General features: G+C 67.4%; 25 protein-coding genes. 4 read left to right on the top strand and 21 right to left on the bottom strand.

Annotated elements, in window-relative coordinates:
- Positions 1 to 13: 13 nt before the first annotated feature.
- From ACYVDN_RS04065 to ACYVDN_RS04090, 6 genes are all read right to left on the bottom strand, one after another.
- The gene (locus tag ACYVDN_RS04065) at positions 14 to 532 is read right to left on the bottom strand and encodes a PH-like domain-containing protein (RefSeq protein ID WP_460568701.1); all 519 of its coding nucleotides are present in this window, start codon (positions 530 to 532) and stop codon (positions 14 to 16) included.
- A complete protein-coding gene (locus ACYVDN_RS04070) occupies positions 525 to 1865 on the bottom strand; it encodes a dihydroorotase (RefSeq protein WP_460568703.1) in 1341 nt (446 codons plus the stop codon). Before ACYVDN_RS04070 ends, ACYVDN_RS04065 begins: the two co-directional genes overlap by 8 nt.
- Positions 1865 to 2815 (bottom strand): aspartate/ornithine carbamoyltransferase family protein, encoded by a 951-nt coding sequence (locus tag ACYVDN_RS04075; RefSeq protein WP_460568705.1) that lies wholly within the window; start codon positions 2813 to 2815, stop codon positions 1865 to 1867. The genes ACYVDN_RS04070 and ACYVDN_RS04075 overlap by 1 nt, the downstream gene beginning before the upstream one ends.
- On the bottom strand, positions 2815 to 3354 hold the full coding sequence (gene pyrR / locus ACYVDN_RS04080) for a bifunctional pyr operon transcriptional regulator/uracil phosphoribosyltransferase PyrR (RefSeq protein ID WP_460568707.1): 540 nt from the start codon (positions 3352 to 3354) through the stop codon (positions 2815 to 2817). Before pyrR ends, ACYVDN_RS04075 begins: the two co-directional genes overlap by 1 nt.
- Positions 3355 to 3417: 63 nt before the next feature.
- The gene (locus ACYVDN_RS04085) at positions 3418 to 3810 is read right to left on the bottom strand and encodes a type II toxin-antitoxin system VapC family toxin (RefSeq protein ID WP_460568708.1); all 393 of its coding nucleotides are present in this window, start codon (positions 3808 to 3810) and stop codon (positions 3418 to 3420) included.
- A complete protein-coding gene (locus tag ACYVDN_RS04090) occupies positions 3807 to 4064 on the bottom strand; it encodes a hypothetical protein (RefSeq protein ID WP_460568710.1) in 258 nt (85 codons plus the stop codon). The genes ACYVDN_RS04085 and ACYVDN_RS04090 overlap by 4 nt, the downstream gene beginning before the upstream one ends.
- Before the next feature lie 103 nt (positions 4065 to 4167).
- On the opposite strand from ACYVDN_RS04090, the gene ACYVDN_RS04095 reads away from it, so the two are divergent.
- On the top strand, positions 4168 to 5382 hold the full coding sequence (locus tag ACYVDN_RS04095; RefSeq protein WP_460568712.1) for a DUF222 domain-containing protein: 1215 nt from the start codon (positions 4168 to 4170) through the stop codon (positions 5380 to 5382).
- A gap of 205 nt (positions 5383 to 5587) precedes the next feature.
- Positions 5588 to 6697, top strand: a complete 1110-nt coding sequence (locus ACYVDN_RS04100; protein WP_460568714.1) for a phosphoribosylaminoimidazolesuccinocarboxamide synthase — start codon at positions 5588 to 5590, stop codon at positions 6695 to 6697.
- 232 nt (positions 6698 to 6929) lie between these two features.
- Here ACYVDN_RS04100 and ACYVDN_RS04105 read toward each other — a convergent pair whose 3' ends face one another.
- The 15 genes from ACYVDN_RS04105 to ACYVDN_RS04175 all read right to left on the bottom strand — a co-directional run bounded on the left by ACYVDN_RS04105 (position 6930) and on the right by ACYVDN_RS04175 (position 20796).
- Positions 6930 to 7637, bottom strand: coding sequence for a DsbA family protein (locus ACYVDN_RS04105; RefSeq protein WP_460568716.1), 708 nt, complete (start codon positions 7635 to 7637; stop codon positions 6930 to 6932).
- Positions 7638 to 7653: 16 nt separating this feature from the next.
- Complete coding sequence (nusB, locus tag ACYVDN_RS04110; protein WP_460568718.1) at positions 7654 to 8070, bottom strand: transcription antitermination protein NusB; 417 nt, start codon at positions 8068 to 8070, stop codon at positions 7654 to 7656.
- Positions 8070 to 8636: an elongation factor P gene (efp, locus tag ACYVDN_RS04115; protein ID WP_460568720.1), complete on the bottom strand. Its 567-nt coding sequence runs from the start codon at positions 8634 to 8636 to the stop codon at positions 8070 to 8072. Before efp ends, nusB begins: the two co-directional genes overlap by 1 nt.
- A 187-nt stretch (positions 8637 to 8823) precedes the next feature.
- Positions 8824 to 9285, bottom strand: a complete 462-nt coding sequence (locus ACYVDN_RS04120; RefSeq protein ID WP_460568722.1) for a type II 3-dehydroquinate dehydratase — start codon at positions 9283 to 9285, stop codon at positions 8824 to 8826.
- Positions 9282 to 10373: a 3-dehydroquinate synthase family protein gene (aroB, locus tag ACYVDN_RS04125; RefSeq protein ID WP_460568724.1), complete on the bottom strand. Its 1092-nt coding sequence runs from the start codon at positions 10371 to 10373 to the stop codon at positions 9282 to 9284. Before aroB ends, ACYVDN_RS04120 begins: the two co-directional genes overlap by 4 nt.
- Positions 10370 to 10870: a shikimate kinase gene (locus ACYVDN_RS04130; RefSeq protein WP_460568726.1), complete on the bottom strand. Its 501-nt coding sequence runs from the start codon at positions 10868 to 10870 to the stop codon at positions 10370 to 10372. The genes aroB and ACYVDN_RS04130 overlap by 4 nt, the downstream gene beginning before the upstream one ends.
- Positions 10867 to 12066: a chorismate synthase gene (gene aroC, locus ACYVDN_RS04135; protein ID WP_460568728.1), complete on the bottom strand. Its 1200-nt coding sequence runs from the start codon at positions 12064 to 12066 to the stop codon at positions 10867 to 10869. The genes ACYVDN_RS04130 and aroC overlap by 4 nt, the downstream gene beginning before the upstream one ends.
- A gap of 52 nt (positions 12067 to 12118) precedes the next feature.
- Complete coding sequence (locus ACYVDN_RS04140) at positions 12119 to 13039, bottom strand: shikimate dehydrogenase family protein (RefSeq protein ID WP_460568730.1); 921 nt, start codon at positions 13037 to 13039, stop codon at positions 12119 to 12121.
- Positions 13023 to 14489, bottom strand: a complete 1467-nt coding sequence (gene mltG / locus ACYVDN_RS04145; RefSeq protein ID WP_460568732.1) for an endolytic transglycosylase MltG — start codon at positions 14487 to 14489, stop codon at positions 13023 to 13025. The genes ACYVDN_RS04140 and mltG overlap by 17 nt, the downstream gene beginning before the upstream one ends.
- Positions 14486 to 14959 carry a RuvX/YqgF family protein gene (gene ruvX, locus ACYVDN_RS04150; protein WP_460568734.1) on the bottom strand — a complete coding sequence of 158 codons (474 nt, stop codon included), beginning with the start codon at positions 14957 to 14959 and terminating at the stop codon, positions 14486 to 14488. The genes mltG and ruvX overlap by 4 nt, the downstream gene beginning before the upstream one ends.
- A gap of 7 nt (positions 14960 to 14966) precedes the next feature.
- Positions 14967 to 17621: an alanine--tRNA ligase gene (gene alaS / locus ACYVDN_RS04155; protein WP_460572236.1), complete on the bottom strand. Its 2655-nt coding sequence runs from the start codon at positions 17619 to 17621 to the stop codon at positions 14967 to 14969.
- Positions 17622 to 17714: 93 nt separating this feature from the next.
- A complete protein-coding gene (locus tag ACYVDN_RS04160) occupies positions 17715 to 17930 on the bottom strand; it encodes a hypothetical protein (RefSeq protein WP_460568736.1) in 216 nt (71 codons plus the stop codon).
- Positions 17931 to 18109: 179 nt separating this feature from the next.
- Complete coding sequence (locus ACYVDN_RS04165; protein ID WP_460568738.1) at positions 18110 to 18478, bottom strand: DUF948 domain-containing protein; 369 nt, start codon at positions 18476 to 18478, stop codon at positions 18110 to 18112.
- Between the two features lie 100 nt (positions 18479 to 18578).
- A complete protein-coding gene (rpsD, locus tag ACYVDN_RS04170) occupies positions 18579 to 19202 on the bottom strand; it encodes a 30S ribosomal protein S4 (protein ID WP_460568740.1) in 624 nt (207 codons plus the stop codon).
- A 226-nt stretch (positions 19203 to 19428) separates the two neighbouring features.
- The gene (locus ACYVDN_RS04175; RefSeq protein ID WP_460568742.1) at positions 19429 to 20796 is read right to left on the bottom strand and encodes a replication-associated recombination protein A; all 1368 of its coding nucleotides are present in this window, start codon (positions 20794 to 20796) and stop codon (positions 19429 to 19431) included.
- A 168-nt stretch (positions 20797 to 20964) separates the two neighbouring features.
- Between ACYVDN_RS04175 and ACYVDN_RS04180 the strand changes: the two genes are divergently transcribed.
- A complete protein-coding gene (locus ACYVDN_RS04180) occupies positions 20965 to 21780 on the top strand; it encodes a peptidylprolyl isomerase (protein WP_460568744.1) in 816 nt (271 codons plus the stop codon).
- Between the two features lie 82 nt (positions 21781 to 21862).
- The gene (locus ACYVDN_RS04185; protein ID WP_460568746.1) at positions 21863 to 23101 is read left to right on the top strand and encodes a DUF349 domain-containing protein; all 1239 of its coding nucleotides are present in this window, start codon (positions 21863 to 21865) and stop codon (positions 23099 to 23101) included.
- Positions 23102 to 23170 lie beyond the last annotated feature (69 nt).

The raw sequence follows: 23170 nt of genomic DNA on the forward strand, positions 1-23170 counted from the left end.
TTCGTCTGCCACGTCAGGTCTCGCTTCCGGTGGTGTGGTGAATGGTGTTGCGGATGGCCGCCTCGAGACGGTGTCGATCGTCGAGGTCGGTCACGCGAAGGTAGGTGTCGAGCACGGCGTCGTCGGCGGCAGTCGGGGCCGTGTGCCACGCCAGCAGAATGAGGCCGTCGCGCTCCACGGTTCGGTCGATCGTCCAGGTCGCGGCGCCGACGCCGACGATGGCCGGGGCGGCGATCGCGACGTTCGGCTCGCCAGGAGCAGCGATGGTCACGCCACCGGCCCAGACGGTGACGCCCGCGTTCGCCCGGAACGCCAGCCCGGCGACCACCACGCGGTCGAGCGGCTTGTCGTGGTACGTCGTCGCGACGTGGAGCGCCTGCACCGTCAGCAGTTGCTCGCCGGGAGCATCCAGCGTGTTCGGCACGACGAGCGCCGCGTCACGGCGAGCACGTCGTCGCCAGCCCCACCACATGCCGACGAAGATCAGGGCGAGGACGACGAGGATGAGCAGGGTCGGCCAGAGCTTATCCATGCTGTTCACCCTCTTTCGCCAGCGTCGCGGCCTCGTCCGTGCCGATCGGCGATCCGTCGCGCACCGTCGCCGTTCCGCCGTGGAACGTCCATCGCACCCGTCCCGGGAGTTCTCGTCCCAGGTAAGGCGAGTTGACGCCCTTGCCTGCGAGGCGGTCGACGGCGAAGACCTCGGCGCCGGCGGGGTCGTAGAGCACGACATCCGCACGCGAGCCCGAGGAGATCGGCCGGCCTCGGTCCACGCGTCCGATCCTTGCCGGAGCCTCCGACATCACGCGAGCGACATCGTTCCAGCCGAGCATTCCCGTCTCGACGACGGCCTTGTGCACGACGCTCAGCGCGGACTCGAGACCGACCATGCCGTTCGCCGCGGCATCCCATTCGCAGTCCTTCGCCTCGATCGGGTGCGGAGCGTGGTCGGTCGCGACGATGTCGATGGTCCCGTCGGCCAAAGCGGAGCGCAGCGCCTGCACGTCTTCTTCGCGCCGCAGCGGCGGGTTGACCTTGAAGCGCGCGTCGTACCCGGCGATGAGCTCCTCGGTGAGCAGCAGGTGGTGCGGCGTGACCTCGGCGGTGACGTCGATGCCGCGGGCCTTGGCCCAGCGGATGATGTCGACCGAGCCCGCCGTCGAGACGTGGCAGATGTGCAGCCTGCTGCCGACGTGCTCGGCGAGCAGCACGTCGCGGGCGATGATCGACTCCTCGGCAACGGCCGGCCATCCGGCGAGTCCGAGCGTGCCGGAGAGGGCTCCCTCGTTCATCTGCGCTCCGACGGTGAGTCGCGGTTCCTGCGCGTGCTGGGCGATGACGCCGTCGAACGCCTTGACGTACTCCAGTGCGCGGCGCATCAGCAGCGGGTCGAAGACGCACATGCCGTCGTCTGAGAAGACGCGGACCCGTGCTCGCGACGCGGCCATGGCGCCGAGCTCGGCAAGCCGCTCGCCCTTCAGACCGACGGTGACGGCGCCGATCGGCTGCACTGTCGCATAGCCTGCCGCCTGCCCGAGCGTGAGCTCCTGCTCAACGACGCCGGCCGTGTCGGCGACGGGTGAGGTGTTCGCCATGGCGAACACCGTGGTGTATCCGCCGGCGGCCGCGGCACGGGTTCCCGTGAGCACGGTCTCGCTCTGCTCGTATCCTGGCTCACGAAGGTGCGTGTGCAGGTCGACCAGTCCTGGAAGGGCGATGAGTCCCGAGGCATCGATGCGCGTGGCATCCTGCGCCGCGGCCCTCGCATCCGCCCCGACCGTCAGGGTCCCTTCGGAGATCAGGATGTCGGCCGTCGACCCGTCGGCGAGCGTCGCTCCCTCGATGAAGAACCGTTCGCGTGACACTATTCGACCTCCCGATCGCCTGACAGCAGCAGATAGAGCGCAGCCATGCGCACGGAGACTCCGCTCGCGACCTGATCGCGCACCAGCGAACGAGGCGAGTCGGCCGCTGCGGCCGAGATCTCCAGGCCGCGAATCATCGGCCCCGGATGCATCACCATCGTATCGGGACGCAACCTGGCCAACCGCTCGGCGTCGAGGCCCCAGGTACGCGAGTACTCGCGCGTGTTGGGGAAGAACGCGGCGTTCATCCGCTCAGCCTGGATGCGCAGCATCATGATCACGTCGGGGTCGTCGTCGATCGCCGCGTCGAGGTCGTAGCCGATCGTCGCTGGCCACTCCCCCGTGTCGACCGGCAACAGGGTCGGCGGTGCTACGAGCGTCACCTGGGCGCCGAGGGTGTCGAGCAGCCACACGTTCGACCTTGCGACCCTGGAGTGCAGGATGTCGCCGACGATGGTGACCCGAAGCCCGTCGAGGTCCTTGCCGCGACTCGCCGCTCCGTGCAGGCGCTTGCGCATGGTGAAGGCGTCGAGCAGCGCCTGGGTCGGATGTTCGTGCGTGCCGTCCCCCGCGTTGAGGATGCCGGCGTCGATCCAGCCGCTGGAGGCCAGCGTGTGCGGTGCGCCGGATGCGGAGTGACGGATGACGACCGCGTCGGCTCCCATCGCGGCGAGCGTCTGAGCAGTGTCCTTCAGGCTTTCGCCCTTGGAGACGCTCGACCCCTTCGCGCTGAAGTTGATCACATCGGCCGAGAGCCGCTTGGCCGCAGCCTCGAACGAGATGCGAGTGCGGGTCGAGTCCTCGAAGAAGAGGTTGACCACAGTCTTGCCGCGCAGGGCGGGAAGCTTCTTGACCTCGCGCGTCGAGACATCCGCCATGTCCTCAGCGACGTCGAGGATGCCTACCGCGGTGTCGCGATCGAGGTCGCGAGTGCTGAGCAGGTGGCGCATCAGGACTCGCCCCCGTCGATGGTCACGGCGTCGTCGCCGTCGACCTCGGTCAGGCGAACGTTGATGCGCTCCTTCGCGGAGCTCGGGAGGTTCTTGCCCACGAAGTCTGCGCGGATCGGGAACTCCCGGTGCCCGCGGTCGACGAGCACGGCGAGCCGCACCGCCTTGGGGCGGCCGAGATCGCTCAGCGCGTCGAGTGCTGCCCTGATCGTGCGCCCGGAGAAGAGCACGTCGTCCACGAGCACGACGGTCGTTCCGTCGATCGAGACCGGAACGCTGGTCGGAGACGGCGTCCTGGTCGGGTGCTTCGCGAGGTCGTCCCGATACATCGTGACGTCGAGCGAGCCGACCGGCGGTGTGGCCCCGTCATCGATGCGTGCGATCGTCTCGCCGAGGCGTCTGGCCAAGGTCACTCCCCTGGTCGGGATGCCGAGAATGACGAGATCGTCAGAACCCCGGTTGGACTCCAGGATCTCGTGAGCGATCCGAGTCAACGCCCGGGCTATGTCAGCCTGCTGCAGCACTGTGCGTGCGCCCATGCCGACCTCCTTCCCCGCCTCACAGGACGGCTCGTTAAAGGATGCCTTCGACCGCCGAGCCTATCAGGAGGCTCCGTCGGCGCCGAGCACGTCGAGGCCGCGTTCTCGCGCAGCTGAAGCAAGGCGCCCATCGAAGGTGGCGAGCGTCGCTCCGGTGTGCAGCGCGGCGGCGAGCGGATAGCAGTCCGGCAACCCCAGCTTCGTCTCGACGCGGAGCCGAGCGACCGCGAGCGGCTCGTCGATCGGTGGGAGCAATTGACCGATACCGATGGCGTCCAGTCGACGCCGAGTCTGCTCCTCGGTTCCGTCCTCTGCTGGATGCACGAGCGTCTCCGCCAGGTTGACCGGATGGATCGCGAGCTCTTCTTCCGTGTCGAGGATGTCGAGCGCCGCTTCGGAATGGGCGTCGCTGACCGAGAAATGCGCGATCACGACATTCGCGTCGAGCACGATCACGCCGACCAGTCCTTCCGCAGTTCCTCGAGATAGTCCGGCGGATAGTCGACCGTTCCGCGACTCTCCTCCAGTGCCTTGCGGCGTGCTTCCCGGCGCTCGGCGCGCGCAGTGGCGATGGAGTCGGCTCCTGCGGTCATCAAACGCGTGATGAGCTCGGAACGTGGCGTACCAGGCCACTCCCTCTCTGCGATCTCGAGCGCCTTCTCGACGGGAGGCGTCTGCGTCACCTGGATGCGGTTCAGCGCGGTGGGCATGGGCTAAGTGTACCACCGCGGAGTCGGGTGGTACAGGCAGCTGCCTCGCGGTCCGAGAATGTCGGTGGCATGCTGCACTATCGAAGATATGTACGACACCTGGATGACCGACGAAGACGACTTCCCTGCCGTCGACGTTCGTGCGGTGTCGGCGGAGGAGATCATCGGGTTCGCCTTCGACGACGCTGTCGATCTGCAGACGATGGCCAACCGGTTCGCGGCGCAGCAGATCTTCGCGGTGCACGAGGCATTCGAGATCGCCAGGGAGAATCCGCGCATCTACGTGCCGGTCGGCGCCTCCACGAGGTCGCCGGGTGTGAACGACATCGACTTCGCCGAACGCTCTGTGGCGTTCGATCTCGCGCAACGCCTCCATCTGAGCGAGAACCTGGTGCGCGACTACGACCGTCAGGCGGGCATGCTCGCCGATTCGCTCCCCCGACTGTGCGAACTCTTCTTGTCCGGTTGCATCTCGCCGCAGCACGTTCGCGCTGCGGTCGACAATGCGACGGGCATCGTGTCGAGCGAGATCATGGCGAAGCTCGACGAGCGACTGTCCCTCGTCGTCACGGGCCTGCGCCCCGGAGAGTTCGCACGTCGATGCCGGGTGCTCAGAGAGCGTCTGTGTCGCGACTCGCTGCAGGAACGGCATGCCCTCGCACGGCAGAAGCGGCGCGTGGTAGTCGAGCCGGCAGAGGACGCGATGGGATGGCTGCACCTCTACGCGCCGATGACGGACTTGGCACGCATCGATGCGCGCCTTTCGGCGACAGCCACCACGATGCGCCAGGTGCCGGACGAGTCTCGCACCAAGGAGCAGCTGCGCGCCGATGCTCTCGTCGCCTGGGCGAGCGGCGACGGCACGCCCGGGGCGACCACGGTTCAGCCGATCGTGTTGATCGATGCGGAGGGCAGGTTCGCCGAACTCCTCGGCTACGGACCCATCGACCCGCGATCGGCCGCCGCGTGCCTGCGCGATGCGCCCTCATTCCGCCGGGTTCTGAACGATCCGATAGCGCCTGCACAGCTGTCGCTGGACCGGCGCAGTTACCGCCCGACCGCCGATCAGCGCCGCTGGCTGAAACTCCGCTACGGACTCGACGACGACTCGGCCCCCTATCTGGCGCCCGACGCTGAGCTCGACGATGTCATCGAGTACCAACACGGCGGCACCACCGATGTCGCCAACCTCCTCCCTTTGAAGAAACGACTGCACCGACTCAAGTCCGTCACCCGCATCCGACTCGACCCCAAACCCGACGGCGGCATCCGGGTCCGAACACCCACCGGATACGACAGTGACCCGCCGCCGTTCTAAGACCGGCACGCGGGACAACCGCGCACTTTCTCCCACGATCGACTCGCCGGATGCCGGCCCGTGTCAACCGGATGCCTCGCACATACGCGCACCTGGCTGGCGGACTTCCTCGACCTCTGACGCCTGAGGTATGAGTCAGCAGCGTCAGTAAGTACTGACGTCAGGTATTCTTGACGTCAGTACTTCCTGACGAGAGGAATCGATTGTGGCTGAGCACGCTGACTGGGCTCTGCACTTGGAAGGTGCAGACATCTTTCTCGGGACGGCCGCGCCGCCCCCGTTCAAAGGCGGCCTGTGGTCGGCCCGCTTCTCGCTGCCGAACGACCTTTCCGAGCTCGACGGCGTGGCTGACCCCTTGGTGTGCGTCTACGCCGGAGCGGGGATGGTGCGCGAGATCGAGTCGAAGATGGACCTCCTGGTGGCCATGGCGAGGGAGCAGGGACGCTCGTGGACCGAGATCGGCAGGGCGCTCGGGGTCACGAAGCAGACCGCATGGGCGAGACTCGCCCGAGTGGTGGCGGAGGGCAAGACCAAGGTCATCGAGGAAGCGGGGAACGGTGAGGTGCTCGTTCGCAGCAAGGATGACATCACGGCCGAAGACGGTGCTCGACACGACGTGTTGGACGGCAAGGCTGCGGCATCTACGAGGACGACGGAGAACGTGTTCCGGCTGCTGGAGCGACACGGTATCCCGACCCACTACGTGAACGGAGTCGACCAGGTCACCTTCCGGGCGCGCGACGTGGCGATGATCCCGCTCGAGCTGGTGGCACGCCGCTACGTCACCGGCAGCTATCGCGACCGTTTCCCAGAGCTCGCCGAGGGACAGCGCCTTGACGAGCTGGTCTTCGAGATCTTCGAGAAGGATGACGCCCATCATGATCCGCTGCTGGAGTTCGACTTTGGCGCCGGGATGCTGCGCCGCTACGTGCCGAGCTTGGTGGCTGCCAAGGCGAGCGGTCATGGCGCAAGGGCAGGAGACCTGATCGGCGAGACGCCGTTGAGTGAGAGCAGCTATGCCAGCGTGTCGCCTGAACTCATCGGCCGCCTTCGAGGCCTGACCCTCTCATCCTTCGAGGTCATCGAGGAGGCCTGGAAGCAGCAGGGCGGCGTCTATGTCGACGTCAAGATCGAGTGCGGGTTCGACCGCGAGACCGGTGAACTGCTCGTCGCTGATGTCATCGACAGCGATTCCGGCAGGCTCCGGTTTGGTGACGTCGACATGTCCAAGCAGGCCTACCGGGACGGCACGGCCACATTGCCCGAGATCAAGAAGAAGTTCGACGAGATCGCGGCGCTCACCGACCGGTTCTGACCTCCGCGGCACTGCGGCACGGTGGCGACCTCGTCGATCACGGATGCGAGGATGCGAAATCCTTCTCGAGGGTTCAGTTCCGGGGCCGTGGCCGCCTCGATGCCGGAGACATGCTCAGGCAAGAAGTGCCGCACGACATCGTCGAGATCAAACACGACGACACGAATCGCCTATCGATCATCCTGTGTGCGTGCATCATTGCGACGCATCAGGTCGCGACCATCCTGCTACCTCAGGACTTGCCGCCGGAGGCGATGAAGGCCTCGAGCGCCTTCGTGTCGGTGATGCTTCCCTTGTACGAGTGCCCGTTCACGAGCACGGTCGGCGTCTGTTGAATCGACTGGATGTCAGCGCCGGGGATCGGGCCGCTCACCGCCGCCTGCGTGTTCGCCGTCAGCCACGCCTCGTACTTGTTCGACGCGATGCAGGAGTCCACATCGGTGACACCCACGCCGTGCGCCAATGACGTCAGCTTCGCGTCGGTCAGCCCGGACGACCCCTCCTCCGGCTGATTGGCGTACAACGCCGCGAGGTAGGTGAGAGTCGCCTTGGGATCGGATGCCGCAACGCACGTCAGGGCGCTGCCTGCGCGCGACGAATAGTTCGTGCCCTGCGAGTTGCGGTCGAGGAAGTTCAACGGGTGGATGCTCAGCGTGATCGTGCCGTCGTTGACCAACTGCGCCAAAGCTCGGCCGTTGGCCTTCTCGAACTCGCCGCAGAACGGGCACATCGGATCGATGTAGGTGTCGACCTTCGTCTTGCCGTCGCCGACGACGAGTGCACCCTTGTCGAAGTTCGCCGCGCCCGTCACGCCGGTCGGCAGCTTCCCCGTGCTGGACGGCGCGGGAGTGCCGCCCGAAGGTGTGCAGGCGGCCAGCACGGCGACGATGGCCGCACCCAGCACGAGAGCGCCGATGCGTCTGGCGATGTTCCTGGTCATCCCTCGTGATCTCCCGTCAGTGAGCGACGGCCGTGCTGATCTTGGCGAGCAGACCGTTGACGAACTTGGCAGAGTCATCCGTCGACAGCGTCGTCGCCTGATCGACCGCCTCGGAGATCGCGACCCCGTCGGGCACCTCGGGGTTGTAGAGCAGCTCCCAGACACCCATCCGCAGGATGGCGCGGTCGACGGCGGGCATCCGCTCCAGCGTCCAACCCTGCGAGTAGGTCTGGATCAGCTCGTCGATCTCGTCGCTGTGGTCGATCACCCCGTCGACGATCTCGCGTGCGTACAGCCACGATGCTTCGCGCGCGGGCTCGCTCGCAGCACGCTGTGCCTCGTCGGCAAGCGCCTTGGTGAGCGGGATGTCACGCACATCGGCGCTGTAGAGCAGGTCGATGGCGCGCTTGCGAGCCTTGGTCCTGGCGCTCACTAGTCGTTGACGCGACCGAGGTAGTCCCCGGTGCGGGTGTCGACCTTGACCTTGGTGCCGGTTTCGAGGAACAGCGGAACCTGGATCTGGTAGCCCGTCTCCACCGTCGCCGGCTTGGTGCCGCCCGTCGAGCGGTCGCCCTGCAGACCGGGCTCGGTGTAGGTGATCTCGAGCACGACGGACGCCGGCAGCTCGACATAGAGCGCGTTGCCGTTGTTCATCGCGATCGTCACGTTCTGGTTCTCCAGCATGAAGTTCGCAGCGTCGCCGACGACGGTGCCCGGCACCGTGAACTGGTCGTAGTCGCTGGTGTCCATGAACACGAATCCGTCGCCGTCGCTGTACAGGTACTGGTACTCGCGGCGGTCGACGTTCTCGAACTCGAGCTTCGTGCCCGCGTTGTACGTGCGGTCGACGACCTTGCCGCTCACCACGTTCTTGAGCTTGGTGCGCACGAACGCGCCGCCCTTGCCCGGCTTGACGTGCTGGAACTCGATGACGGTCCAGAGCTGGCCGTCGATGTTGAGGACGGCGCCGTTGCGGATGTCAGCGGTATCGGATGCCATGCGTGTTGATCCTTCGAGAAAACGAGAGAAAGTCGGACGGTCAAGGCGCATCGACGGCGCCGACCATCAGGCGAGTCTACCGGGTGCCGTCCGTGAATCCGCCGCGATGGCCGTCATCCTCTGCCGTCATCCCCTGCCGTCATCCCGTGCCGGCACCACGGTCATCATTCGGCCGACGCGTCGTGGGTCATCCAGCGGCCTGCCCTGCGATCACCTCGATGAGCTTCGTCACCGCTGTCGCGTAGCCCGCGACGCCCTCACCGATGACGTGCACGACGGCGACATCCCGCACATAGGAGAAGTGCCGGAACTCCTCCCTGGCCATCACGTCGGAGATGTGCACCTCGGCGATGGGCAACGAGACTCCGGAGAGCGCGTCGCGCAGCACGACGGACGTGTGCGTGAGGCCGCCGGGGTTGATCACGATGCCCGAACAGTCCAGGCGCGCGTCGTGGATGGCGTCGATGAGCACGCCCTCGTGATTGCTCTGCACAGCCCGCACCTCGTAGCCATGCAGCCCGGCGGTCTTGACGGTCAGCGCCTCGACGTCCGCAAGCGACTCGTGCCCGTAGATCTCGGGCTCTCGCACACCCAGCAGGTTGAGGTTCGGCCCGTTGACGAGCAACAGGCGACGGGGTCCCTCGGTCACGATCCGACCTCCTGATAGGCGGCGAAGAGAAGAGACTCGTCGGGCGCCTGCATCACGGTGGGACGCGCGAGGCCGTCGAGCACGATGAAGCGCAGCATGGTGCCACGGGTCTTCTTGTCGCGTCGCATCGCGGCGAGCAACGTGTCCCAGCGTCCGACCGGGTAGGTGGTCGGGAGCGTCAGAGACGTCAGGATGCTGCGGTGCCTGTCGGCGACGGCATCCGACAGTCGACCGCTGAGTCGCGCCAGCTCTGCAGCGAAGACCATGCCGACGGAGACCGCGGCGCCATGGCGCCACTGGTAGCGCTCGGCGTGCTCGATCGCGTGTCCGAGAGTGTGGCCGTAATTGAGGATCTCCCGCAGTCCCGCCTCGCGGAAATCCTCGCTGACGACCTTCGCCTTCATGTCGATGGCGAGCTCGACGTTGCGGCGGAACACCGGGCTTCGAGGGTCGGTCGCGGCATCCAGATCGGCTTCGACGTTGTCGAGGATCTCAGGCGCCCAGATGAACCCGGCCTTGACGACCTCGGCGTAGCCGGCGAGCAGGTCGTTGCGCGGAAGTGCGTCGAGGGTGTCGAGATCGCACAGCACACCGGCCGGCGCGTAGAACGACCCGACGAGGTTCTTGCCCTCTGCTGTGTTGATACCGGTCTTGCCGCCGATCGCCGCATCCACCATGCCGAGCACGGTCGTGGGGATCTGCACGAGACGTACACCACGCAGCCAGGTCGCTGCGACGAAGCCCGCGAGGTCGGTCGCGGCTCCCCCGCCGAAGCCGATGACGGCGTCACTGCGGGTGAAGTCGGCCTGGCCCATGATCTGCCAGCAGAACGCCGCCACCTCGACACGCTTGGCAGCCTCTGCGTCCGGCACCTCCGCGAGCAGCACCTGGTAGCGGTCGGCGAGCGATTCGCGCAACTCGCCGGCTGCGGCGGCCAGCGTCGGCTGGTGCACGATGAGCACGCTGCGCACGTCGGGTCCGAGCAGCTCGGCGGCGTCGAATCGGATTCCCCGCCCGACCCGAATGCCGTACGGGTTCGCACCCGTCACGCGCAACTCGGTCGTGTCTCTGCCGTCTGCTGCGGTCATGCGTTCTGCTCCTCCTGGTGCTCCCACCATGCGGCGATCTCCTCGACGATGATCGAGATGGGACGCCGCGAGGTGTCGGCTCGATAGTCGGCAAGAGACACGTAGAGCGGCATCCTCGACTCGACAAGCGCCTGCCATGACTCGAGACCGCTGACGAGCGGGCGCTTGCCGTCGTCGATGCGCGCAGCGACCGCGTCGGGCGACACGGTGAGGAGCACGACTCGCGCGTTCGCGAGGTCCTTCTGCGTCTCCGGGTCGAGCACCGCTCCCCCGCCGACCGATATCACGCCGCCGCCCTCGAGGGCGCGTACGACGGCCTCACGCTCGATCACGCGGAAGTACGGCTCGCCCTCGCGGGCGAAGATCTCCGAGATCGGCCCGTATTCGGCGACGATCGCGGAGTCGGTGTCGGTGAACGTGGCGCCGAGACGACGTGCCAGTCGCCTGCCGACCCGGGACTTGCCCGACGCGGGCGGCCCGATCAGAACGATGGTCACGCGCGCACGGTCTCCGTATGCAAGGAGGCAGGGATGGCGTCGAGGTAGCCCCTCAGGTTGCGTGCGGTCTCCTGCACGGAGTCGCCGCCGAACTTCTCGAGCACTGCGTCCGCGACGACGAGGGCGACCATGGCCTCTGCCACCACTCCGGCGGCGGGCACGGCACAGACGTCCGACCGCTGGTGATGCGCCGGCGCGGCATCCCCTGTGGCGACGTCGACGGTGCGCAGGGCGTGCGGCACCGTCGCGATGGGCTTCATGCCCGCACGCACCCGCAGCAGCGAGCCCGTGGTCATGCCGCCTTCGGTGCCGCCGGCCTTGTCACTCGTGCGAGAGATGGTCGTGCCGTCGGTGACGAGCTCGTCGTGCGCGGCAGAACCGCGGCGGCGGGTGGTCTCGAAGCCGTCGCCGATCTCGACGCCCTTGATGGCCTGGATGCTCATCAGGGCCTGCGCGAGTCGGCCGTCGATCTTGCGATCCCACTGCACGTGCGATCCGAGTCCAGCAGGCACGCCGTACGCGAGCACCTCGACGACGCCGCCGAGCGTGTCGCCGTCCTTGTGCGCGGCGTCCACCTCGGCGACCATCAGCGCGGAGGTCGTCGGGTCGAAGCAGCGCAGCGGGTCGGCGTCGAGGGTGTCGACGTCAGAGGGAAGTGGCAGAGGCGAGCCATCCGGCACCCGAACGGGACCGATGGCGAGTGTGTGGCTGACGAAGGTGATGCCGAGCTCGGCGAGGAACGACTTGGCGATCGCGCCCAGCGCGACGCGCGCGGCGGTCTCGCGCGCGCTCGCCCGCTCGAGCACAGGACGCGCCTCGTCGAAGCCGTACTTCTGCATGCCGACCAGGTCGGCGTGACCGGGCCGCGGACGGGTCAGCGCCGCACCGCGACCGGTCGCGAGCTTCTCGGGGTCGACCGGCTCCGGGCTCATCACGTCGACCCACTTGGGCCACTCCGTGTTTCCGATGCGCAGCGCGATCGGGCTGCCCATGCTGAGACCGTGGCGAACGCCGCCGGAAAACGCCAGCTCGTCCTGTTCGAACTTCATGCGGGCGCCTCGTCCGTAGCCGAGCTTGCGCCGCGCGAGATCGGCACGCACGTCATCCAGGGTCACCGGCACACCGGCCGGGAGGCCCTCGAGAACGGCGACGAGTTCGGGGCCGTGCGATTCCCCTGCGGTGAGCCAACGAAGCATGGTGTCAATTCTGGCATGCTGCGCGGGGCCGTCCCGCTCGTCGGATGTCGCCTCAGCGACGCCCTGACGCGTCGAGTCCTACCGCGGTGAGCATGGCCTGAAGCACGTCCGACTCATGCGCCACCTCGCGCTCGGGATCGCCCATCACGAAGACGCGAACCTGCAGCAGAGCCTGATGCACGAGCATCGCGAGCCCGGAGAGCGGGGCCGTGCGGCCGCCGCGCTCGTGAGCGAGGAGGCTCCACACCTTCACGACCTCCGTCGGCCACGGGTCGTAGGCGACGTCGAGCAGGAGCGCCCCTTCCCCCGCGGCCGCCGCAGTCGACTCGCCGCTGACGATGTCGCCGGCGGCTCCTGCCGCCCCTGCCGAACCCGGGAGCGTGCTGATCACGAGATCGGGACGTTCGGCGGCATCCTCACCGAAACGGCGGATGTCGACCCTCAGTCCCACTGCGTGACCCAGCTCCACCAGGTGAGCGGCACGACCGGGCTCGCGCACCTGCACCGTCACCAGTTCAGCGCCGAGCTCCGCCGCGGCCATCACCGCCGACGCCGCCGTGGCTCCCCCGCCCCAGATCAGCACGGACTTCGCCCGCGTCGTTCCCGCTGCGGCCAGCGCGCGAACGATGCCGGCGACGTCGGTGTTGAATCCCCTGAGCACGCGTTCGCCTGCCGCATCCGCGTCGAACAGGATCGTGTTGGCAGCACCGGTGAGCCGCGCTGTCGCGTCGAGCGATGCCACGAGCGGCAGCACGGACTGCTTGAGCGGCATCGTCAGCGAGAGGCCACGCCAGGCATCCGACCGCGAGGCGACGAACTCGGCGAGGGCGTCGGGTGTGACATCCGCACGACCGTAGTTCCAGTGAAGGCCGAGCACGGCGTACGCAGCGGAGTGTAGGGCCGGCGATTGCGAATGGGCGATCGGCGAGCCGAGCACGGCCAGCTCGCGCACGCCGTCATTTGCAGTAGGCATCGTTGGCCGCGCTCGCGTTGCACCAGTCCTGTAGCTGCTGAACGGCCGCTTCGTGCTCGGACTCGGTCTGCGAGAACACGGTCGTCCCGTTCTTGAGATCGACGGTCACGAAGTACAGCCACGGGCCGGGCGTCGGGTTCATCGCCGCTTTGATCGCGTCGTCGCCGGGGTTCGAGATCGGACCGACCGGCAGGCCGTCGTGCGCGTAGGTGTTGTAGAGGTTGTTCGCGTCGGCACGCTCCGCGTCCGTCGTGAAGACGGTCTTCACGCCTGCTCCGTATGCGACGGTGGCATCCGACTGGAGCGGCATGCCCTGATCGAGCCGGTTCTGGAAGACCCGCGCGACCTTGCCCATATCGGCGACGCTGCCGGCCTCCTTCTGCACGACGGATGCCAGGGTCACCGTGTTCCAGCGCTTGTCGGCGGGCACACCGTCTTCGTCGAGTGCCTGGAACGCGCGGTCGACGAGCGTCTTGACCACGGTCTTGGCGTCGACGCCAGGGTCGAACGTGTACGTGGCGGGGAAGAGGAACCCGTCGAGGTTCTTGGCCTGCGCAGGCAGCCCGAAGTTGGCGGGCTTCGCCGCCGCCTGCAGTTCGGCGAGTGGAATGCCCGTCGTCTTCGACAGAGCCGGGAGGATGGTCGCCTCGGTGTCGCCTTCTGGGATGGTCAGGGTGCGTTCGAGCTTGTTCTTGGGATCTTGCAGTGCGGTGAGCGCGGCCTTCGCGCTCATCTCCTTCTTGACCTGATACACACCCGGCTGGAACACCGGATCGGGCTTGGTCTGCAAGAGGAGGGAGTAGAACGCATCGTACGTCTTGACCACGCCGGCCTTCTGCAGGGTGTTGGCGACGTCGCCGCCGTTCTGACCGTCCTTGATCGTGATCGTCACCGGTGTCGTCCCCGAACCGGTGTAGTCGTTGGGTTCGTTGAGCGCGAGAAGCTTGCGCACCTCGGGCTGGAACGCACTCCAGACGTAGGCGCCGGCTCCGGCGAAGAGGCCGAGGATGACCACGACGACGATCGTGACGACGAGCCAGCGACGCTTTTTCTTGCGGGGCGGCACACCGCCGGAGTCGGAGCCGGAACGGCCGCCGCGCTTGCCCTGCTTTCCGTCCGTCGGATATTCGAGGCTCGACCAGACGTGCGGTCGGGTATCCGTCGAGACGGGCTCCCGTGCGTCGGCTGCCGTGCGCCCGGCCGGTGCGCCCTGCGGTTCATCCTGCACCTCGAGCGAGCTCCAGAACGACTGCTGAAATCCGTTGTCATCTGCAGGTTCCGCTGTCTGTGCTGCTGACGATGCCTCGATCGGCGCGGTCGGCGTCGGGCCGGTTTGCCCCGCCGCGGCCCGCTCTGCACGCTCCCTGGCCTCGCGGCGGGTCATCGGCGGCCGCTCACCATTGAGCGACGGGTCCGGCTGGGGGGAGCCGGGCGGAACGGGCTGGGTCACGACTGAGATCCTCTATTCGGGTCCGCGAGAGTTCCTGGGGGCCTTCCGCTCGACCGTTCGGCGTCGAGCGCGTGTTGCAAAATTACCGTCGCAGCTGCCTGATCCACGACAGATCGGGAGTTCCGCGTGGTGCGACCCGCGGCACGCAGCCCGGATTGCGCCGACACGGTCGACAGCCGCTCGTCCACCAACCGCACCGGAATGCCGCACGCAACGGCGATCCTGTCGGCGAAGTCCGTCGCGTCGTCTGTGGATGCCGTGTGCGCGCCGGAAAGGGAAAGCGGTAGACCGACGATAGCCTCGACCGCTCCGAATTCCGTGACAAGCTCCCGAATGCGAGCTATGTCGCTCTCATCGTCCGCACGCCGGACCGTCTCCACCGGCAGAGCGAGCATGCCGTCGGGATCGCTCCGGCTGACGCCGATCCGCGCCTTTCCGACGTCGACGCCGACCCGAACCCCGGCACGCACGATCCGGCTATCCGATCGCCGTGCGCACCGACGCCAGCGCCGCGTCGATGGCCGATGCGTCCGAGCCGCCGCCCTGGGCGAGGTCGTCCTTGCCGCCGCCACCGCCACCGAGAACGGATGCCGCGCCCTTCGCGAGCGGTCCGGCCTTGACCTCCGCATCACGCGCGGCCTTGTTCGTGCCGACGATGACGACAGGACGGTCGGACACCGTTGCGGCCAGGGCCACCACGGAAGCCTCGCTGCCGAGGCGGTCGCGCACGGTCGTCACGAGCATCCTCAGGTCGTCCGCCGAACCGAGCGAACCGACGCTCTGGGCCACGACACGTACGGCACCGACGCGCTCGACGCTTTCCAGCAGCGCGGGAACGCGGTCGAGCACCGCGCGGGCCTCGAACGCTGCGATCTTCTTCTCCGCGGCCTTGAGGCTCGCCACCAGATCGTTGATGCGCTCGGGCAGCTGCTCACGGGGCGTCTTCAGCGAGCCGCTGAGCTGCGACACGATCGCGCGCTCCGTCGCCAGGTCGCGGAACGCCTCGATTCCCACGAGGGACTCGACGCGCCGGTTCGTCGACCCGACAGACGACTCGCTGATCAGGTTGATCATGCCGATCTCGGAACTCGACGACACGTGCGTTCCCGCACAGAGCTCACGCGACCACGGACCGCCGATGTCGACGACACGAACGACGTCGCCGTACTTCTCGCCGAACAGCGCCATCGCGCCGAGGGCGCGCGCCTCGTCGAGCGGGAGCTCCCTCGTGACAACCTCGAGGTCGTCACGGATTGCGTTGTTCGAGATCTCCTCGATCTCGGTGCGCGTCTCGTGCGACAGCCCCTGATTCCACGAGAAGTCGAGGCGCAGATAGCCGGCCTTGTTGTACGAACCGGACTGGTGGGCGTTCGGGCCGAGCACCTGTCGCAGCGCGGCGTGGATGATGTGCGTGCCCGAGTGCGCCTGACGCGCGCCGCGACGATAGTCGGCGTCCACGACGCTGGTCGCGGGATCGTCGACTCCGACCTCTCCGCGCGTGACCTGAACGGTGTGGCTGATCAGGCCCTTGACAGGCTTCTGCACATCGAGCACCTCGAGCTCGTAGCCCGGGCCGACGATGGTGCCCTGGTCGGCATCCTGTCCGCCCGACTCCGCATAGAGCGCCGTCTCCGCGAGCACGATCTCGGCGATCTGGCCCTCGGATGCCCGTGGAACAGAGACCCCGTCGACGATGATCCCCAGCACACGCGACTCGGTCTGCAACTCGTCGTATCCGGTGAACACCGTCTCGCCGCGCGAACGCAGCCCGCTGTAGACCGACAGATCGGCAAGCGCGCGCTTCTTCGCCTTCGCGTCGGCCTTCGCCCTCGAGCGCTGCTGCGCCATGAGCGTGTCGAACGCTGCGCGGTCGACGCTGAGCCCGGCCTCCTCGGCCATCTCCAACGTCAGGTCGATCGGGAAGCCGTACGTGTCGTGCAGCAGGAACGCGGTGTCGCCTGCGAGCTCCCTGCTGCCCGACGCCTGAGTGTTCGACACGGCGGTGTCGAGGATGCTCGTGCCGCTCGCCAGCGTGCGAAGGAAGGTGTCCTCCTCGGCGTACGCGAGGTGCGAGATGCGGTCGTAGTCCGACTCCACCTCGGGGTAGGTCGACTTCATCGCGTCACGCGACGCGGCGAACAGCACGGGGAACGTCGCCGTCTCGACGCCGAGCAGACGCATCGAGCGCACCGTGCGGCGGAGCAGGCGACGAAGGATGTACCCACGGCCCTCGTTCGACGGCGTGACGCCATCGGACATCAGCATGAGTGCACTGCGCACGTGGTCGGCGACCACGCGCATGCGCACGTCGTCCTCGTGGTTCTCGCCGTACGTTTTGCGGGACAGCTCGGCCGCGCGGTCGAGCACCGGCCGGATCTGGTCGATCTCGTAGATGTTCTCGACGCCCTGCTTCAGGAACGCGACGCGCTCCAGCCCCATGCCGGTGTCGATGTTCTTCTTCGGCAGCTCTCCGAGGATCTCGAAGTCGGCCTTGCCCGTGCCCTCTCCCCTGAGGTACTGCATGAAGACGAGGTTCCAGATCTCGACGTAGCGGTCGTCATCCGTCGCCGGGCCGCCGTCGATGCCGTACGCGGGGCCGCGATCGAAGAAGATCTCCGAGCAGGGGCCCGCGGGACCGGGCACACCTGTCGACCAGTAGTTCGTGTCCTTGCCGAGCCCCTGGATGCGCTCGTCGGGCAGCCCGGCGATCTCGCGCCAGTGTCGCCTCGCCTCGTCGTCGTCCTCGTAGACAGTGACCCAGAGGTCCTTCGGATCGAAGCCGAGTCCGCCCTTGTCCTCGGGGGTCGTCAGCAGCTCCCAGGCGTAGGCGATCGCCTGCTCCTTGAAGTAGTCGCCGAACGACCAGTTGCCCAGCATCTGGAAGAAGGTGCCGTGGCGCGGCGTCTTGCCGACCTCTTCGATGTCGAGGGTGCGGATGCACTTCTGCGCGTCAGCCGCCCGCGGGTAGGGCGCGGGAACGAGTCCCGTGAGATATGGGACGAACGGCACCATGCCTGCAATGGTGAACAGCAGGGTCGGGTCGTCGCTCACCAGCGAGGCGGACGGCACGATGGTGTGCTCGCGCTCCGCGAAGTAATCGAGGAAGCGGCGGCGGATCTCAGCTGTCGACATGGGAGCTGTCGGCACGTCGGACGTCGACATGGGGGCGGCGGTCTGCATGGTTCCGTTCGTTCGGTGGGATTCAGCTGCTGCGGCGGCTGCCGCTTACGACAGGCCGGAGATGGTGTCGTCGGCCTCGTCGATCGCAGTGCGCAGCTCCGCCTCGCGCCGGCGGTAGCCGTCGCCGACCGCCGCGCCGAAGTCATGCGCCTTGCGGTCGAGGTCTTCGAAGAACTGCTTGCCCTGCGAGGTCTTGTTCACCTGGTGTGCGATCGTGAAGCCGGCAACGATGCCGACGACGAACCAGACGAAGCTCTTCATCACAAATCTCCTCGTGCTCGTGAAGCTGGTGGTCGTTTCTGGTGGATGCCTCGGTGCGGCGGTCGGATTCCCGCTGGCGACGGGACGAGGCGCGGATCCGATGAGAACCCCGCCGGTCGAGGTGACGATCGCTCCTCCGAGACCCCGCCAGTTTAGTCGTGGGGGCTCAGACGGTCCGACTACTCGCCTCCGCCCCGGCCGGGACGGGCGAACCGGAACGCCGCGCGCACCGCAGCGCTGAATCCGGCGAGCTTGATGAGCGGGCCGCCGACCGTCGCGGCGAAGAGAGCGACGAGAGCCGAGACGTTGCCCGTGACATCCTGCACGTTGCGCGTGATGGCGTCGACCCTCACGAGCTGCTTGTTGGTCTCGCGAAGTGTCTCGGTCGTCTCCTCGAGGAGCGGCGTGATGCCGTCGCTGACCTCTTTGATCGAGTCGGTCGTCTGGTCGAACACCTTGCCGAGCTTCACGAGCGGGATGGCGAGCAGCGCGACCAGCACCGCGAAAACGCCTGCGGCGATCAGACCCGCGATGTCTCCACCTGACACGCTGCACCATCCATTCCGTTCGAGGTATACGTCGGAGGGCGGGCCGTCAGAGACGACCCGCCCTCCAGCGTATCGGTTGCTATGGCGCTACGCGCCTCGCTTAGCGAGCCGCGTAGTACTCGACCACGAGCTGAACGTCACAGGTGACGGGGATCTCGGCGCGCTTCGGGCGACGCTCGAGGCGGGCCTGCAGCTTGTCGAGCTCGACGTCGAGGTACGCGGGCGTCTTGGGCAGAACATCCGTGTGACCGCCGGCCGCCGCGACCTGGAAGGGCTCGGTGCCCTCGGAACGGGCCTTGACGTGGATGAGCTGGCCCGGCTTCACGCGGAACGACGGACGGTCGACGATCTTGCCGTCGACGAGGATGTGGCGGTGCACCACGAACTGGCGAGCCTGAGCAGTCGTGCGGGCGAAGCCGGCACGGAGCACGAGCGCGTCGAGACGCATCTCGAGCAGCTCGACGAGGTTCTCACCGGTCAGACCCTGCGTGCGGCGGGCCTCTTCGAAGGCGATGCGGAGCTGCTTCTCGCGGATGCCGTACTGGGCGCGCAGGCGCTGCTTCTCGCGAAGACGCACGGCGTAGTCGCTGTCGGCCTTGCGCTTGGTGCGGCCGTGCTCGCCGGGCGCGTAGGGGCGCTTCTCCATGAAGCGGGCCGCCTTCGGGGTCAGGGCGACGCCCAGCGACCTGGAGAGGCGGGTCTTGCTGCGGGAACGTGAAGACACGTCGGTCCTTTCTGGATTCTTCTCACTTGTGCTGCCGTGAAGGGGCAGCCATTGGCTGATCCGGCGGGCACAGGTGTGCTCCGCTTTCGCAATGGGAGGGATTCGCCGGGGCCGCTCGGCTAAAGAGCTACTGTTCCTTTCGGAACAGCCCTGTCGTCTCGGACTCCAGCAGCCGCGCGGAATCCGAAACTCGGCCCGTCTATGCTACCAGAGCTCTGGGGTGCATTCATTCACCCCGTGTGATGCGGCGCAGCTTGGCGAGGCGTGCTGCGATGTCGCGTTCGTTGCCGTGCTCGGTGGGCGCGTAGTAGAGGGAGCCCTTGAGGATGTCAGGCAAGTACTGCTGACGCACCACCCCGAGGTCGTCGTCGTGCGGGTACACGTACCCCTTGCCGTGGCCGAGTCGCTTGGCTCCCGGGTAGTGCGCGTCGCGCAGGTGCTTGGGCACTCTGCCGATCTTGCCTGCGCGCACGTCGGCGATCGCCGCATCCAGCGCCATGTAAGCGGCGTTGGACTTCGGCGCGGTCGCGAGGTGAACGACCGCCTGTGCGAGCGGAATGCGACCCTCCGGCATGCCGATGTACTGCACGGCATCCGCAGCGGCAACCGCGACGCCGAGCGCGGTCGGGTCCGCCATGCCGATGTCTTCTGAGGCGAGCACGATGATGCGTCGCGCGATGAAGCGCGGGTCTTCGCCCGCCTCGATCATCCTCGCCAGATAGTGCAGCGCGGCATCGACGTCTGATCCCCGAACCGACTTGATGAAGGCGCTGATCACGTCGTAGTGCTCGTCGCCGTTCCTGTCGTATCGCAGAAGGGCGCGGTCGACAGCGGATGCCACCAGCTCGGCCGTGACAGTCGGCAGGCTCTCAGCGTCGTCGACGTCGCGCTCGGCATCCTCGCTCGCCCGCGCGTTGTCGACCGCGGAGTTCGCGGCGGCCTCCAGTGCGGTCAGTGCGCGCCGCGCGTCGCCGGAGGCGAGTCGGACGAGCGCCGCCCTTGCCTCAGGGTCGAGCAGGACCGCGTCTTTGAGGCCCCGCTCATCGTGCACCGCCCGATCGATCAGAATGCCGAGATCGTCGTCGGAGAGCTGCTCGAGCGTGAGCAGCAGCGAGCGTGACAGGAGCGGTGAGATGACGGAGAACGACGGATTCTCCGTGGTGGCGGCCACGAGGATGACCCACCCGTTCTCCACGCCTGGCAGCAGTGCGTCCTGCTGCGCCTTGGTGAAGCGGTGGATCTCATCGAGGAACAGCACCGTCGAGACACCGTAGAGATCGCGGTCCGACTGCGCCTGCTCCATCACGGCGCGCACATCGCGGACCCCGGCCGTCACAGCGGAGAGCTCGACGAAGCGGCGACCGGACGAGTGAGCGATCACCTGGGCGATCGTGGTCTTGCCCGTACCGGGAGGTCCCCACAGGATGACCGAGACCGAGCCGCGCTCCCCCGTCTTATCGCCGGCGAGCGAGACGAGCGGTGAACCGGGTCCGAGAAGATGGCGCTGCCCCGCGATCTCGTCGATCTTGCGCGGGCGCATGCGCACCGCGAGAGGCGTCGCGCCCGCGCGCAACCCCTGCTGTGTGCTCGCCATGCGCTCAAGGATAGAGCGACCCACCGACATGGCGCCGAGCACGGCCTCGTCATTTGGACTGCATGGACTGGGTGCGTAAAGTTCAGCCTGGGTTAGGCCTCATGGGCCGCCCGCACCCCCGACTGCCCCTGACTCTCGGCGCCGACGCGCCCCCGGTGGAGGATGCCCGTGTCCGCAAAGAAGCAGAACGACCGTGAGGCCAGACAGGCCCGCGAGCGGCTGCGCGCCTATCAGGCCAGGCAGGCCGTGCACGATCATCGACGCAAGCGTCGGGTGCGAGACAACCTCATCGCGGGTGGCGTGGTCGTCGTCGTGCTCGCCCTCGCCGTCGTGCTGCAGCTGACCTACTTCTCCGCGGGTCCCGGCAAAGCCGTCGCCTCGGCCAAGCCGTCCGCAACAGCCACCGCGACGACGACGCCGACTCCGACGCCCGCCGCAGGCAAGAACCAGGGAGACGTGCCGTCGAAGTCGATCGCCGACGGCCGTACGTGGAACGGCACGCTGACGATCAACGGCATTCCGCTCGCCGTCTCGCTCGACGGGGCGAAGGCGCCGCAGGCCGTTTCGTCGATGATCGCTCTGACGCAGAAGGACTTCTTCAACGGCACGAAGTGCCACCGCCTCACCACCAGCGCCGGATTCAAGGTTCTGCAGTGCGGCGACCCGAAGGGCGACGGCACCGGCGGGCCCGGCTACAGTTACGGCCCGATCGAGAACGCCCCGGCCGACGGCAAGTATCCGACGGGCACCATCGCGATGGCGCGGCAGAGCGGAAACGCCTACAGCAACGGCAGCCAGTTCTTCATCGTCTACGGCGACACGACCATCCCGAACGACAGTGCGGGCGGCTACACCGTCATCGGCAAGGTGACGAGCGGGCTCCCCGCACTCGAGAAGGCCGTCACCGACAAGGGCGTGCAGGGCGGCGGGTCCGACGGTACCCCGGTCGTCACCCCGACCATCAACACGTTCACCTTGAAGTGATGACGGCCGGGCTCGGGACCTTCCCGGGCGTGCAATAGGATTTTCTCGTGGACCGCGTGACGTCGCGGCCGTACTCGGACAGGTGAGACTCGTGGCAAGTTCTGAACAGCACCCGTGGGGTCGTGTGGATGACGCAGGTGTCGTCTACGTGCGCGTGGGCGACGAAGAGCGCGTCGTCGGTGAGTATCCCGACGCGACGCCCGACGAGGCACTGGCCTATTTCGAGCGCAAGTACGCGGATCTCGCCGGCCAGGTCGGGTTGCTCGAGCAGCGCGCGCGTCGCGGTGCACCGGCATCCGACGTCGCGAAAGCCGTCGCCGCGCTCAAGGAATCCGTTGCGAACGCCAACGCGGTCGGCGACCTCGCCGCACTCGACGAGCGGCTCTCCAAGCTCGGCGGCACCGTCGAAGAGTTGACAGAGCAGCAGAGCGCCGAGGCGAAGGCCGCCATGGAGCAGGCCATCTCCGAGCGAACCGCCATCGTCGAACAGGTCGAAGCGCTTGCCGCGGAGGATCCCGCCAAGACGCAGTGGAAGCAGGCCGGCGCAAAGCTCGACGAGCTGTTCGCCGCCTGGCAGAAGCACCAGCACGAGGGCCCGCGCCTGCCCAAGGGCGAGGCCAACGAGCTCTGGAAGCGTTTCCGTGCTGCGCGCACCACGCTCGAGCGCAACCGCAAGGCGTTCTTCGCCGAGCTGGACACCCAGCACCGCGATGTTCGTGCGCGCAAGACCGAGCTCATCGAGCGCGCTGAGGCTCTCGAGCCCCTCGGCATCGGCGGCATCCCGGAGTATCGTGCCCTGCTCGACGACTGGAAGCGGTCCGGTCGTGCCGGCAAGCGCACCGATGACGCGCTCTGGGCGCGGTTCAAGGCCGCGGGCGACGTGCTCTATGCGGCGAAGGCCGAATCGGACGCCATCGAGAACGAGGAGTTCCAGCACAATCTGGAGCAGAAGCTCGCACTCCTCGACGAGGCCGAGCCGCTTCTGACGGCCACGGATCGCGCGGCCGCTCGCGCGACGCTTCTTTCCATCCAGACCCGCTGGGATACCATCGGCAAGGTTCCTCGCGGCGACGTGAAGACCGTTGAGGACCGGCTCCGCCGCGTCGAGACTGCGGTGCGCAAGCTCGACGACGAGCACTGGCAGCGCAGCAACCCGGAGAAGAAGGCACGCTCAGAGGGTCTCGCCGCTCAGCTCACCGAGGCCATCGCCAAGCTCGAGTCCGAGCTCGAAGACGCGAAGGCGTCCGGCGACGCCAAAGCGATCCAGGGTGCGCAGGAAGCACTCGACGCTCGGAAGGCCTGGCTCGGCGCCATCCGCTGACCGGTTCTCCACCGGTAGGAGTTTGTCCACGGACCTCGATCAACGGCGGAGTCCGATGGCACACCCACG

This window comes from Humibacter soli (assembly GCF_054779035.1).